General features: G+C 73.6%; 12 protein-coding genes and 1 pseudogene. 7 read left to right on the forward strand and 6 right to left on the reverse strand.

Features of this window, described 5'->3' with window-relative positions; translation table 11 throughout:
- The coding region (locus ABZ490_RS02075; RefSeq protein ID WP_358982980.1) for a cobalamin-dependent protein at positions 1–1,638 on the reverse strand (1,638 nt) is incomplete at its 3' end.
- Between the two features lie 156 nt (positions 1,639–1,794).
- Between ABZ490_RS02075 and ABZ490_RS02080 the strand changes: the two genes are divergently transcribed.
- On the forward strand, positions 1,795–3,396 hold the full coding sequence (locus tag ABZ490_RS02080) for a bifunctional 3-(3-hydroxy-phenyl)propionate/3-hydroxycinnamic acid hydroxylase (protein WP_358982982.1): 1,602 nt from the start codon (positions 1,795–1,797) through the stop codon (positions 3,394–3,396).
- Positions 3,397–3,406: 10 nt separating this feature from the next.
- On the opposite strand, the gene ABZ490_RS02085 is transcribed toward ABZ490_RS02080, so the two are convergent.
- Complete coding sequence (locus ABZ490_RS02085; RefSeq protein ID WP_358982984.1) at positions 3,407–4,135, reverse strand: NAD(P)-binding domain-containing protein; 729 nt, start codon at positions 4,133–4,135, stop codon at positions 3,407–3,409.
- Between the two features lie 80 nt (positions 4,136–4,215).
- On the opposite strand from ABZ490_RS02085, the gene ABZ490_RS02090 reads away from it, so the two are divergent.
- Complete coding sequence (locus ABZ490_RS02090; RefSeq protein WP_358982986.1) at positions 4,216–4,827, forward strand: TetR family transcriptional regulator; 612 nt, start codon at positions 4,216–4,218, stop codon at positions 4,825–4,827.
- 199 nt (positions 4,828–5,026) lie between these two features.
- Here ABZ490_RS02090 and ABZ490_RS02095 read toward each other — a convergent pair whose 3' ends face one another.
- The gene (locus ABZ490_RS02095) at positions 5,027–6,325 is read right to left on the reverse strand and encodes an MFS transporter (RefSeq protein WP_358982989.1); all 1,299 of its coding nucleotides are present in this window, start codon (positions 6,323–6,325) and stop codon (positions 5,027–5,029) included.
- A gap of 97 nt (positions 6,326–6,422) precedes the next feature.
- On the reverse strand, positions 6,423–7,415 hold the full coding sequence (locus tag ABZ490_RS02100; protein WP_358982991.1) for an aldo/keto reductase: 993 nt from the start codon (positions 7,413–7,415) through the stop codon (positions 6,423–6,425).
- A 126-nt stretch (positions 7,416–7,541) separates the two neighbouring features.
- Here ABZ490_RS02100 and ABZ490_RS02105 point away from each other — a divergent pair, with 126 nt between their 5' ends.
- The 4 genes from ABZ490_RS02105 (at position 7,542) to ABZ490_RS02120 (ending at position 10,292) form a co-directional block, all read left to right on the forward strand.
- Positions 7,542–8,189 carry a TetR family transcriptional regulator gene (locus ABZ490_RS02105; protein WP_358982993.1) on the forward strand — a complete coding sequence of 216 codons (648 nt, stop codon included), beginning with the start codon at positions 7,542–7,544 and terminating at the stop codon, positions 8,187–8,189.
- Between the two features lie 69 nt (positions 8,190–8,258).
- Positions 8,259–9,251, forward strand: coding sequence for a dihydroxyacetone kinase subunit DhaK (gene dhaK, locus ABZ490_RS02110; protein ID WP_358982995.1), 993 nt, complete (start codon positions 8,259–8,261; stop codon positions 9,249–9,251).
- Between the two features lie 11 nt (positions 9,252–9,262).
- On the forward strand, positions 9,263–9,862 hold the full coding sequence (gene dhaL / locus ABZ490_RS02115; RefSeq protein ID WP_358982997.1) for a dihydroxyacetone kinase subunit DhaL: 600 nt from the start codon (positions 9,263–9,265) through the stop codon (positions 9,860–9,862).
- Between the two features lie 19 nt (positions 9,863–9,881).
- Entirely contained in the window at positions 9,882–10,292 is a 411-nt protein-coding gene (locus tag ABZ490_RS02120) for a PTS fructose transporter subunit IIA (protein ID WP_358983000.1), read from the forward strand.
- A gap of 48 nt (positions 10,293–10,340) precedes the next feature.
- Here ABZ490_RS02120 and ABZ490_RS02125 read toward each other — a convergent pair whose 3' ends face one another.
- Positions 10,341–10,979 (reverse strand): TetR/AcrR family transcriptional regulator, encoded by a 639-nt coding sequence (locus ABZ490_RS02125; RefSeq protein ID WP_358983587.1) that lies wholly within the window; start codon positions 10,977–10,979, stop codon positions 10,341–10,343.
- 146 nt (positions 10,980–11,125) lie between these two features.
- Here ABZ490_RS02125 and ABZ490_RS02130 point away from each other — a divergent pair, with 146 nt between their 5' ends.
- Positions 11,126–11,887 (forward strand): glucose 1-dehydrogenase, encoded by a 762-nt coding sequence (locus tag ABZ490_RS02130; protein ID WP_358983002.1) that lies wholly within the window; start codon positions 11,126–11,128, stop codon positions 11,885–11,887.
- Positions 11,888–12,230: 343 nt separating this feature from the next.
- On the opposite strand, the pseudogene ABZ490_RS02135 reads toward ABZ490_RS02130, so the two are convergent.
- Positions 12,231–12,923, reverse strand: a pseudogene (locus ABZ490_RS02135) (glycoside hydrolase family 75 protein); the annotation flags it as partial.
- Between the last annotated feature and the right edge of the window lie 294 nt (positions 12,924–13,217).

Genomic DNA, 13,217 nt, shown 5'->3' on the forward strand with positions numbered 1-13,217 from the left:
CTCACCGTGGTCGGTGAACCGGGGCAGGGCGACGCGGGGGACCTTGTTCCCGGAGAGGGACTCACGGGTCAGCTTGGTGCGGATCTCCTTGTCCCGGACCTTCACCACCTGCTCGTCGCCGGAGTACGAGGCGACGACCGCGGGCCAGTTCGCCAGCTGACCGGCGATCTCGTGCGGGAGGTCGCGGCGGGCGCCGTCGAGCAGTGACTCGACGTTCGCGGCGTCGGAGCCGGCCGCGGCGAGTTCGCCCCGTACGGCGTCGAGGCGCTGCACGCGCCGGGCCGCCTCGGCGAGCCGGCCGGTCTCGCCGTGGTAGGCGCGGACCGTGTCGGTGATCTCGGCGAGATAGCGCACCCGCTCCGCCGGGACCACCTGGCGGATGCCGGAGGAGTGACGCACGTCGACGGGTTCCAGCGCGCCCTGGACCAGCGGCAGCCCCTGTGCGCCCAGGGCGGTCCTGAGGTGCTGGTACAGCGCGGTGACGCCGTCGTCGTTGAAGGTGGCCGCGGAGGTGCCGTACACCGGCATGTCCTCCGGCCGCTTGCCGAACGCCTCCCGGTTGCGGACCAGTTGGCGGCCCACGTCGCGCATCGCGTCCTTCGCGCCGCGCCGCTCGAACTTGTTGATCGCCACGACGTCGGCGAAGTCGAGCATGTCGATCTTCTCGAGCTGCGAGGCGGCGCCGAACTCCGGCGTCATCACGTACATCGACGTGTCGACGAACGGCACGATCGCCGCGTCGCCCTGACCGATGCCCGGCGTCTCCACGACCACCAGGTCGAACCCGGCCGCCCTGACCACGTCGATCACGTCCGACAGGTGCTCGGGCAGCTCTCGGCTGCCCCGGGTGGCGAGGCTGCGGAAGAACACCCGGCTGCCGTCCAGGGAGTTCATCCGGATGCGGTCGCCGAGCAGCGCGCCGCCGCCCCGGCGGCGGGTGGGGTCGACCGCGATCACCGCGATCCGCAGCTTGTCCTGCTGGTCGACGCGGAAGCGGCGCACCAGCTCGTCGGTCAGCGAGGACTTGCCGGAGCCGCCCGTGCCCGTGATGCCCAGCACCGGCACCGTCCGGGCCGCGGCGGCGGCGCGCACCTGGGCGAGGAAGTCGTCGGGCAGCTTGCCCAGCTCCGCGCCGGTGATCGCGCGGGCGATCGCGAACCGGTCGCCCGCGAGGACGGCGGGCACGTCGGCCGGCTTGCCGTCCCACAGGTCGAAGTCGCAGTCCGCGACGACCGAGTTGACCATCCCGGCCAGGCCCATCCGCTGCCCGTCCTCCGGGGAGAAGATGGTCACCCCGCTCCCCCGCAGCCGGGCGATCTCCTCGGGGACGATGACCCCGCCCCCGCCGCCCACCACCCGGACGTGCTCGGCGCCCTGGGCGCGCAGCGAGTCGACCAGATACTCGAAATACTCCACGTGCCCGCCCTGGTAGGACGAGACCGCCACCCCGTGGGCGTCCTCCTCCAGCGCCGCGTCCACGACCTCCTGCACCGACCGGTTGTGGCCGAGGTGGATCACTTCCGCGCCCTGGGACTGGAAGATCCGGCGCATGATGTTGATGGACGCGTCGTGCCCGTCGAACAGGGCCGAGGCGGTGATCAGTCGAATGGGGTGCACGGGCCGGTGCACTTCGCTCATGGGGACCTTCCCGGACGGGTCAGGGGTACGCCGACCCCGAGATAGTAGGACGTCCTACTAATTTACCGCAGGGCGGGGCCGCATGACCGTCCCGAGGGTGGTCCCGATTTCGATCGACCCTTGACTGTCAAAGTTCATACAAATACGCTCCCGACCGTGACAGACACATTCGACGCCGACGTGGCGATCGTGGGCCTCGGCCCGGTCGGTGCCACGGCGGCGAATCTGGCCGGCGCCCACGGGCTGACCGCGGTGGCGTTCGACCGGGCCACGGCCGTCGAGCCGCGGCCCCGTGCCATCGGGTTCGACCACGAGGTCATGCGCACCTTCGGCGGCCTCGGCCTGGCCGAGGCGCTCGCGCCGCATGTGATGCCGTACCGCCCGTCGGAGTACCGCAACCGCCACGGGCAGGTCATCAAACGGATCGGCACCGCGCCGCCGCCCCACCCGCTGGGCTGGGCGCCCAATTACGTCTTCCTCCAGCCGGAGCTGGAGAAGGCCCTGCGCCACCGCCTCGCCGGGGCGGCCGGGGTCGACGTCCGGCTCGGCACCACGGTGACCGACGTGCGGACCGACGCCGGGGGCGCGACCGTCGAGACGGTGGACGGGGCGGGCCGCCGGCGCACGGTCCGTACGCGGTACGTGCTGGCGTGCGACGGCGGCAGCAGCGGCATCCGGGCCCGCGCGGGGCTGCCCCTGCGCGACCTGGAGTTCGACGAACCGTGGCTGGTGGTGGACGTCCTCCTGCACCCCGGCACGGGCGAGGACCTGCCGCGGACCAACGTCCAGTACTGCGAGCCGGCCCGGCCCAGCACCTTCGTGGTGGGGCCCGGCCGGCTCCGCCGCTGGGAGCTGATGATCGACAAGGACGAGGATCCACGGGAGATGACCGAGCCCCGGGTCGTCCGTGAGCTGCTGTCCCGCTGGCTGGATCCCGGCGACTACGACCTGTGGCGGGCGTCGGCCTACCGCTTCCACGCCCTGGTGCTCCGACAGTGGCGTGCCGGGCGGCTGTTCTTCCTCGGGGACGCCGCCCACATGACACCGCCGTTCCTCGCACAGGGCATGTGCCAGGGGATCCGCGACGCCTCCAACCTCCTCTGGAAGCTGGCCGCGCACCGGCACGGGGGTGCCGGTGACGGGCTGCTCGACACCTATCAGCGGGAGCGCGAGCCGCATGTGCTCCAGGTGACGGCCACGGCGAAGGAGTTCGGGCGGATCATCTGCGAGCGGGACGAGGCGGCCGCGGCGGCCCGTGACGCCACGCTGCTGGCGGAACTGGCGGACCGGCCCCGGGGCACCGTCCGCCAGTCCCTGATCCCGGGGCTCCACGCGGGGTTCCTCTCGCCCGACGGCTCCCCCGCGCGCGGCGGGATCCTTCCCCAGCCGCGCGTCATCGACAGCCGGGGAGGGAGCGGGCTGCTGGACGCGTTCACCGGTGACACCTTCCGGCTGGTGCTCGACGAGGACGCCGACGTCCGCGCCGCGGAGTCGGCGCTGCGCGCGCACGAGGCCGAGGGCGGATTCCCCGTCCGGCTCGTACCCCTGCGGCGGTCGGACGGTCCGGCGCCCGCGGGAACGTACCGGGAGGAGGTGCCCGTCCTCGCCCCCTGGCTGCGGTCGCACGGCTGCGAGGCGGTGCTGGTCCGCCCGGACCACTATGTGTTCGGCGGAGTCCGACGGGCGGCGGAGATCACCGACCTGCTCGCCGCGGCCCGGCGGCAGTGGTCGTCGCCGCCCTCCGCCGCCGGGGAGTGAGGCCGGCCGGTCAGCGCGCGGCCGCGGCGAGCAGCTCCTCCACGCGGCGCACGGGGAGCGGCGCGCCGGGGGTCTCGAAGAACCAGCGCCGCCCCTCCTCCTGGCCGAGGCCTTCGGGCCGCGGCACCATGTACGGCTGCACGTAGACCGGCGTGCCGGGCTGGCTGCGCCAGCTGTCGCGGGCGGCTCCCATGTCCACGGCGTCGTAGCCGAGCAGGTCCAGCAGCCGGGCCACCTCCGCCCTGGCCGACGGGTCGTCGCCCGCGAGGGGCAGGGCGCTGCGGTCGGCGGAGCCGGCGGGACGCGCGCTGGTGAGCAGCCGGCGGAAGTCGATGTTGTTGAAGGCCTTCACCACGTGCGCGTCGGCGAGCTGCCGCTGCACCAGCTCCGTGGACGTGACCTCGCGCGTCTCCAGCGCGTCGAACCGGCCGTCGCGGTCCGGGTAGTAGTTCATCGTGTCGATCACCGTCCTGCCGGCGAGGGCGCGCGCGGGCAGCAGGCGGTAGTTCTTCAGCGGGATCGTCGCGACCACCAGGTCACCGGCCAGGGCGGCCTCCTCCGGCGTGGCGGCACGGGCCCGGCCGCCCAGTTCGGCGACGAGGCCGGCCAGTGTCTCCGGGCCGCGGGAGTTGGTCAGGACGACGTCCAGACCGGCGGCGACGGCGAGGCGGGCGAGCGCGCCGCCGATCATGCCGCTGCCGATGAGAGCGAGGGTCTTCACCACAGTATGCCTCTCCATTTCAATTATGGAACTGAGTGTCAGACTAGGAATGAAGAGTCAGCTCTGCAACCTTGTCTCGTGCGCGGTACGATCCCGGCGTGAGCCGAGCAGCACGCAGCAGTACGACACGCGAGATCGCCCGGGCCGCCGTACGCGCCGAACTGGCACAGGCCGCCTTCGGGCTCTTCCTGCGCGAGGGCTACGAGACCGTCACCCTCGACGATCTCGCCGCGGCGGCCGGCGTCTCCCGCAGTACGTTCCTGCGGTACTTCGGCAGCAAGGAGGAGGCCGTCCTCAGCGCCTTCGACGCCCATGGGCGGCAGGTCGCCGACGCCTTGCGCGAGCGCCCCGCGACGGAGGACGACTGGGAGGCGCTCAGGCGCGCCTTCGACACCGTCGTCGGGAACTACCGCCGCGATCCGGCCAGCGCGCTGCGGCTCACCCGCCTGGTCCTGGACACCCCGGCCCTGTGCGCGCGCCAGCTGGAGAAGCAGCGGGGGTGGCAGCCCGCGCTGGCCGACGCCCTGGCCGAGCGTTCCGGGCCCGGGCAGGAGGTGTCGCTCGCCCTGCATGTGCGGGCCGCCGCGGCGCTGGACTGCCTGAACGTCGCCCTGGACCACTGGACCGCTTCGGACGGACGGCTCGATCTCGAAGACCTTCTGGACGAGGCGTTCGGCGCGCTGAGCCCGAGCGACCGACCGCGTCGCTGAGGGCGGGGTGCGCTCCGCGGCGCTGGGGGCGGGTCCCGGCCGCGGCAATCAGGAGCGGGGCCCGACCGCGGCGATCAGGAGCGGGTGCACTCCGCGCCGCTGAGGACGGGGCCCGGCGCGGCGCTGAGGACGGGGCCCGGCGCGGCGCTGAGGACGGGGCCCGACCGCGGCAATCAGGAGCGCGGCCCGGCCGCGGCGGTCAGGAGCGGGTGTGCTCCGCCGCCTCCTGGTGCGGGAGCGCCGCGCCCGCGACGCGGCGCGAGGACGTGTCGACCGCGGGGGCCAGGAAGGCCGCGCAGGCGACGCAGCCGAGGACGACGAGCATGGCCGGGCGCAGGCCGAGGTGGTCGCCGAGGAAGCCCAGGCCGGGCGGGCCGACGAGGAAGGCGACATAGCCGATGACGGCCACCAGACCGACCCGGGCCGTCTCGTCGGGGCCGGACTCCCCGGCGGCGGAGAGCGCCAGCGGGAAGCCGAGCGAGGCGCCCAGTCCCCAGAACAGCACGGCGGCACCGGCGAGGACGGGGCTGTCGAAGACGATGACGATGAGCAGGCCGAGCGCGCCGGACGCGGCACTGGCGCGCACGACGTTGATGCGGCCGAAGCGGTCGAGGACGTAGGAGCCGGTGAAGCGGCCCACCGTCATCGCGGCGGCGAATCCGGTGTAGACGAGGGAGCCCGCGGTGGCGTCCATGCCGTGTCCGTCGACCATCAGCAGCGGCAGCCAGTCGTTGGCCGCGCCCTCGGCCAGCGCCATGGCCAGGACGATCGCGCCGATGAGGAGGAGCCTGCCGTCCTTCCACACCGCGGGGTGCGATTCCGCGGCGCCGCCCGCCCGCCGTGCCGTGCGGACGATCCGGCCGGTGCCCGCCGGGATGGCGCGGGCGGCGAACAGCAGCAGCCCCGCGGCGAGCAGGACGACCGCCGCGAGATGCCAGTGCACCGGGACCCCGGCCGCCGTCGCCGCCATCCCGGCCCCCGCCCCGAACACCGTGCCCAGGCTGAAGCAGCCGTGCAGCGCGGGCAGGGTGGTCGTGCCGCCGATCCGCTCGACGTCGGTGCCGTCGACGTTCACGGCCACGTCTCCGCCTCCCATGCCGGCGCCGAAGAGACACAGGCCGGCGGTGACCCCGGCGACCGAGGAGGCGAAAGCACCCGCGCAGATCACGGCCATCCCCGCGATGAGCAGCCAGGTCCCCCAGACGATGACGGGCCGGGTCCCGAACCGGGACACCAGCCGCCCCGAGCAGCTGATCCCGAGCATCGAGCCGAGCGACAGCCCGAACAGCACCAGCCCCATCTGGGCCGTGGACACCTCCAGCCGGTCCCGGATCGCGGGCGTGCGGGTCACCCACGAGGACATCGATATCCCCGCGATCAGGAACGCCAGGAAGAGCGCCCGACGGCGCCGGCGCACGGCCTTGTCCATGAGAGTGCTCCTCCGGGGCTGCTCCCCCGAAGGAGCGGGTACGGCTGCTTCGAGGCCGCGTGACGGCACCCGCTCGACCCGGAAAATGTACCTGCTTGTACACGACAACGGGGAAGCGCTTTCACGAGCGACCGGAAACGCTCCCCCGCGGCCGTACGCCGTGCCGTCAGTCGGTCGACATGACGGACAGCATGGCGGCCGGGTAGCGGCCGCCCGCGGAGCCCCGGGGCAGGATCTGCGCGATCCGTGCGAGGTCGGCTTCGGTGAGGTCGACGTCCACGGCGCCGGTGTTCTCCGCCAGGCGGTCGGCGTTGCGGGTGCCGGGGATCGGGACGACGTCGTCGCCCCGGGCGAGCAGCCAGGCCAGCGCGAGCTGAGCGGCGGTGATGCCCTTCGCGGCGGCGAGCTCCTTGAGCCGCTCGGTGGCGTTCAGGTTGTACGTGTAGTTCTCCCCCTGCCAGCGCTCGTCCCAGCTGCGCATGTCGTCCGCCGGGTACTCGGCGGCGGGCTTGACCACGCCGGTCAGGAATCCGCGGCCGAGCGGGGAGTACGGGACGAGGCCGATGCCCAGCTCCCGCAGGACGGGCAGGATCTTCTCCTCCACCTCGCGCTCGAAGAGCGAGTACTCGGACTGCAGGGCCGTGACCGGGGTGACGGCGTGCGCGCGGCGGATGTACTGCGGGCCGACGTTGCTGAGGCCGAAGTACTTCACCTTGCCCTCGGCGATCAGCTCGCCGACCGTGCCCGCGACCTCCTCGACCGGGACGTCGGGGTCGGAGACATGCTGGTAGAAGAGGTCGATCCGGTCGGTCCGCAGATGGCGCAGGCTGTTCTCGGCGACCTTGCGGATGTTCTCCGGACGGCTGTCGAACCCGGCGCCGACCTGCTCGGCGGTCATGTCGAAACCGAACTTGGTGGCCAGGACCACCTCGTCACGGAAGTCCCGCACGGCCTCGCCGAGCAGGATCTCGTTGCTGCCGGTGCCGAGGCCGTACAGCTCGGCCGTGTCGAAGAAGTCGACCCCGAGGTCATGGGCGCGGCGGATGGTGGCGATGCCCTCCTGCTCGTCCGAGGAGCCGTAGGCGAGGGTCATCCCCATGGTGCCGAGACCGAGCGCGGAGACGCGCAGGCCCTGGGAGCCGAGGGTGCGGTGCTGCATGGGTTCTCTCCAGACATGGGTGCCGGGTCCGGCGTGCGCTTGCACCAAACCAGACCGTTTGGTTTGAGCCTACGCCCCGCCTCCCACAACGCCAAACGAAACAGTTCGGCCACTTATCCTGTTCGTATGCGTCGTTCACCCAGCACCGACCCGACCGCCGCCGAGCCCGCCGCCCAGGACGGCGCCGACTCGACCCGGGAGCGGATCGTCACCGCCGCCCGGGACGAGTTCGCCCGCCACGGCATCGCCGGCGCCCGGGTGGACCGCATCGCCAAGCAGGCCAGGACCAGCAAGGAGCGCGTCTACGCGTACTTCCGCGGCAAGGAGGCGCTCTACGCGCACGTGTCCGCACGTGAACTGGCCCTGGTCGCGGAGGCCACCCCGATGGACCCCGCCGACCTGCCGGGGTACGCGGGCCGCCTCTTCGACCACTTCACGGTCGCCCGCCCCGACCACCACCGGCTGATCGCCTGGGGGCGCCTGGAACTCGCCGACACCGCCGCCGCCCCCGTCCACGCGGCCGTCGCCCGCAAGGTCGAGCAGTTGCGCGAGGCGCAGCGGGCCGGACAGCTCGATCCGGCCTGGGACCCGGTCGACGTCCTCGCCCTGGTGAACCAGATCGCGACGACCTGGGCGACCCAGACCGAGATCGGCGCCGCCGCGGCGGAACAGGCCGCGGACCCGTCCCTCGACGCCCGCCGCGCCGCCCTGGTCGGCGCGGTGGAACGCCTCTTCCCGAGCGCGACGCGGTCCCCCGGGCCACCGTCCACGTGACCTTCACCGCCACAAGGTCGATAATTCCCTCGGAGGAACCCAGCCTGCTCGTGTCAGTAGGAGGTACCCATGAAGATGTTGATCAACGTTCCGGAGACCGTGGTCGCGGACGCGCTGCGCGGGATGGCGGCCGCCCATCCCGAGCTGTCCGTCGACGTGGAGAACCGGGTGGTCGTACGGCGGGACGCCCCGGTGGCCGGGAAGGTCGGGCTGGTGTCCGGCGGCGGGTCGGGGCACGAGCCGTTGCACGGGGGGTTCGTCGGACCGGGCATGCTCTCCGCGGCCTGTCCCGGTGAGGTGTTCACCTCTCCGGTGCCCGACCAGATGCTGCGCGCGGCGGCCGCCGTGAACAGCGGCGCGGGCGTGCTGTTCATCGTGAAGAACTACACCGGCGACGTGCTCAACTTCGACATGGCGGCCGAGCTCGCCGAGGACGAGGGCATCCAGATCGCCAAGGTCCTGGTCAACGACGACGTGGCCGTCACCGACAGTCTCTACACGGCGGGGCGCCGCGGTACCGGCGCGACGCTGTTCGTGGAGAAGATCGCGGGCGCCGCCGCCGACGAGGGCCAGCCGCTGGAGCGGGTGCAGTCCATCGCCCGCCAGGTGAACGAGAACTCCCGCAGTTTCGGTGTCGCGCTCAGCGCGTGCACCACACCCGCCAAGGGCAGCCCGACCTTCGACCTGCCGGCCGGCGAGCTGGAGCTCGGCATCGGCATCCACGGCGAACCGGGCCGGGAGCGGCGGGCGATGATGACGTCCGGGGAGATCGCGGACTTCGCCGTGCAGGCCGTCCTGGACGACATGCCCCCGCGCAATCCCGTCCTCGTGCTGGTCAACGGCATGGGTGCCACCCCGCTGCTGGAGCTGTACGGCTTCAACGCGGAGGTGCAGCGGGTGCTGAACCAGCGTGGGGTGGCCGTCGCCCGGACGCTCGTCGGCAACTACGTGACCTCCCTCGACATGGCCGGCGCCTCGGTGACGGTCTGCCAGATCGACGAGGAACTGCTGCGGTTGTGGGACGCGCCGGTGAGCACACCGGGCCTGCGCTGGGGCATGTGAGGGGAGATCCTGTGCTCGACGCCGACTTCTTCCGCCGTTGGATGACGGCGACCGCCGCGTCCGTCCACCGTGAGGCGGAGCGGCTCACCGCCCTCGACTCCCCCATCGGGGACGCCGACCACGGCAGCAATCTCCAGCGCGGGTTCACCGCGGTGACCGCCGCGCTGGCGAAGGAGGAGACGGACACCCCGGGCGCGGTCCTCGTCCTCGCCGGACGCCAGCTCATCTCCACCGTCGGGGGCGCCTCAGGACCGCTGTACGGCACCCTGCTGCGCCGGACCGGCAAGGCGCTCGGGGACGCGGCCGAGGTGAGCGAGGCGGAGTTCGCCGAGGCGCTGCGGACGGGCGTGGACGCCGTGATGCAGCTCGGGGGCGCCGCGCCGGGCGACAAGACGATGATCGACGCGCTGGTGCCGGCGGTCGCCGCGCTCGGGGACGGGTTCGGCGCCGCCGGCACCGCCGCCGAGCGGGGCGCCGAGGCGACGACACCGCTGCAGGCCCGCAAGGGCCGGGCCAGCTACCTCGGGGAGCGCAGCATCGGGCACCAGGATCCGGGGGCCACCTCGTCCGCCCTGCTGATCGCGGCGCTCGCCGAGGCCGACGGGAAGTGAACGGGAGAGTGAGGCGACGGTGAGCGACGAGAAGCTGGTCGGGATCGTGCTGGTCTCGCACAGCGCGGCGGTGGCGAGCGCCGTGGCCGAGCTGGCGAAGGGCCTCGCGGGCGGCGGCGCGGCCGTGCCCGTCGCGGCGGCGGGCGGTACCGAGGGCGGCGGGCTGGGCACGAGCGCGGAGCTGGTGGCCGCCGCGGCCGCCTCCGTCGACCGGGGCGCCGGTGTCGCCCTCCTCACCGACCTGGGCAGTGCCGTCCTCACGGTCAAGGCGCTGCTCGCCGAGGGCGACGAACTCCCCGCGTCCGCCCGCCTGGTGGACGCCCCGTTCGTCGAGGGCGCGGTGGCCGCGGTGGTCACGGCGGCGACGGGGGCCGACCTCGACGCGGTCACGGCGGCCGCGTCCGAGGCGTACGACTACCGCAAGGTGTGACCGGGCCGCGCCGTTCGACGGCGGGGAGTACGACGGCTCGGCGGCGGCCTACGTCAGGCCCTCGCCCACGACGGTGAGGGCCGCGCGGATGGCCCGGGCCAGTTCGGTCCGGGCCGCCGCCGGGCCGCGGGCGGCGTCGGTGGCGTGCCAGGCGTGCTGCTCGACGGCGGCGCGCAGGGCCGCGTTGAACATCGCCGCCTGGATCGCCGGGCGCAGCGCGTCCGCGGGCAGCCCGGCGCGCTCGGCGAGGGCGCGGGCGAACGCCGGTTCGGCCTCGTCGTAGGTCTGGAGCCAGACGGCGCGCAGGCCCGGTTCGGTGCGGGTCAGCCGGACGAGCGCCCCCAGGGTGGCGGGGTCGGGTCCGACGACGATCCGCTCGTCGGCCTCCAGGATCCGGACGAGGGCGTCACCGAGGGCGGTGCCCGGGTGCCACTCCCGCAGACAGGCCGCGAGGGTGTCGATGCCGGCCGTCAGCAGGGGCCGTACACAGGCCTCCTTGCTGGGGAAGTACCGCCAGACCGTGCGCGCGGAGACGCCCACCGCCTGGCCGATCTGCTCGCCCGTGGTGGCCGCGACGCCCTGGGCCACGAAGAGGTCCACCGCGGCATGGGCGATCTCCAGCCGGATCTCCGCCTTGCGCGCCTCGGTCAGGGGCGGCCGGCCCGTGCGTCCCCGGGATGTCGTCATCCAGTCGTCCTCCGGTCCGGTCACGCCCACAAGATCCTCCGTGCCTGCCGAATTCTCCCCCACGAATTTATGTCACTCGCAGACATTAAGTCGTAGGGTGGCGCCATCAGCGCGGACAGCGCGCACATCGCAGCTAGGAGCACCACATGGCCACTGGACTGGAAGGCCGCAGCGTCGTCGTCACCGGAGCGGGCTCGGGCATCGGGCGCGCCACGGCCCTGGCCTTCGCCGCGGAGGGGGCGCGCGTCGTGGTGGCCGACCTCAACGCCGACGGCGCAGCCGCCGTCGTCAAGGAGATCGAGGAGGCGGGCGGTACGGCCGTCGCGGTCACCGGGGACCTCAGCGAGCAGTCCGTCGTGGACGAGGTGGCGAACACCGCGGTCGAGCGCTTCGGCGGGGTCGACGTGCTGGTCAACAACGCCGGGATCATGGACCGGATGTCGGCGCTGGCGGACGTCACCGACGCCGAGTGGGAGCGGGTCATCCGGGTCAACCTCACGGCGCCCTTCCTGCTGACACGCGCGGTGCTGCCGCACATGCTCGCCGCCGGCAAGGGGGCGATCGTGAGCACCGCCTCGGAGGCGGGCCTGCGGGGCAGCGCGGCCGGCGCCGCCTACACGGCCTCCAAGCACGGCATCGTGGGACTCACGAAGAACCTCGCGGTGATGTACCGGAGCAAGGGCATCCGGGCCAACGCGATCGCGCCGGGCGGCACGAAGACCGCGATCGTGGTCGAGGCCGACCAGGCGGCCCACGGTCCGGCGGCGCTCGGCCCGCACTTCGTCAACGTCGGCCGGCTCGCCGAGGCGGAGGAGCAGGCCGCCGCGATCGTTTTCCTCGCCTCGGACGCGGCGAGCAACATCAACGGCGTGGTGCTGCCCGTCGACGACGGCTGGTCGGCGGTCTGACCCGGGGCCGCCGCGGCTCGGACCGGCTCCGGCCGCGGCGGCCGTCCGCGTCCCGCTACTCCCCCGCTTCCTCGGCCGCCTCCACGTCGGCTTCCTCGTCCGCTTCCTCGTCCGCTTCGTCTTCCGTCCCGGTGCCGGTGGCCTCCGGGCCCTCCTCGGCCGGCTCCGCCTCCTCGGTGTCCCGGCCGTCCGGCTTCCGTGACGTCCCGTCCTGCTCGGTCCGGGCGTCCGGGTCGGCGTCGGGCCGTCGGTCCCCGCGGACCGCCGCGCCCCCGTCCACCGACCCACCCGGCGTCCGGCCCGCCGCCGGCCCCGGCCCCCGCGCCGCCCGGTCGGCCGACTCCACGAACGCACGGGCCAGCCGTTCGCCCGTCTCCGCCGCGGCGGCATGGCTCTCGATCGGGGTCGCGCGGGAGTCCCTGAAGACGATGTAGGTGACCCCGGAGGGGGTGCCGCCGCCGTGCGGGTCGGGGCGGATGCCGAGGGCCGCGGCGGTCGCGTAGGACGCCTCGCCGATGATGTCGGGCGGGCCCACGTCACCGACGACCGCGTACTGGACCCGGTCCCGGTAGACGACCGCCGCGACCGCACCTCCGCGCACCCCGTGATCGCGGGGGTTCCAGAGGTCGCTCGCCTCGGGCACCACGATGTACGGCAGGCTCTCGGCGCTGAGGTAGCGGCCGTCGGACTGGGTGAACGCGGTGGCGTCGGAGAACAGCGGGTCGGTCCCGCTGTTGCAGTACGTTCCGGGACGTCCGTCGCAGTCGATGTCCATGTCGGCCGTCCAGAACACCGCCTCGTCGGTGCCGCAGACCGGCACGGTGGCGGGCGTCCCGTCGTCGGTGCGGTAGCGGCCCCGGGACACGGGGGCGCAGTCGCGCACCCGGGCCAGCAGGTCGGCCGCGGCGACGGCGCCCTCCCGGCGTATCGCGGGTGCACCCGGGCTGCCCCGGTCGGGGCGGGCGGCTACGGAGCCGGTGGTCGGGGCCAGCAGGACGAGGCCGGCCGCGGCCAGGGTCAGCGACTGGGCGCGCACGTGGAAGGACCCTCTCGTGGGACGGTGACGGACACTCAGCCCAATCTGGTGGGAGCCGCCCGCCGAGGCCATTCCGAGGGGGCCGTACGGTGCACGCTTCTGACGGCCCGACAGGGGGCGGGGGGCCGGAGGCCTCTCGGCTCCGACCCCCCGGCCCGCTGTGCCGGCGCGGGAACAGCGACGACAGCGGTCCGCGCCACCGGCCGGAACTCGACCTCCCTCAAGGAGAGTTCGGGCCGGGAGGAGGTTCAGCATACGTAACTTTCCTGAGCGGTCACGCAACCCCCGGGACCC

Source organism: Streptomyces sp. NPDC005811 (assembly GCF_040630405.1).
GTDB lineage: Bacteria > Actinomycetota > Actinomycetes > Streptomycetales > Streptomycetaceae > Streptomyces.

Excerpts from the sequence above, each read along its gene's own strand:
- ABZ490_RS02100 (WP_358982991.1), bottom strand. The coding sequence starts at position 7,415 with ATGCAGCACCGCACCCTCGGCTCCCAGGGCCTGCGCGTCTCCGCGCTC.
- ABZ490_RS02130 (WP_358983002.1), top strand. The coding sequence starts at position 11,126 with ATGGCCACTGGACTGGAAGGCCGCAGCGTCGTCGTCACCGGAGCGGGC.
- dhaK (WP_358982995.1), top strand. The coding sequence starts at position 8,259 with ATGAAGATGTTGATCAACGTTCCGGAGACCGTGGTCGCGGACGCGCTG.
- ABZ490_RS02105 (WP_358982993.1), top strand. The coding sequence starts at position 7,542 with ATGCGTCGTTCACCCAGCACCGACCCGACCGCCGCCGAGCCCGCCGCC.
- ABZ490_RS02125 (WP_358983587.1), bottom strand. The coding sequence starts at position 10,979 with ATGACGACATCCCGGGGACGCACGGGCCGGCCGCCCCTGACCGAGGCG.
- ABZ490_RS02085 (WP_358982984.1), bottom strand. The coding sequence starts at position 4,135 with ATGGAGAGGCATACTGTGGTGAAGACCCTCGCTCTCATCGGCAGCGGC.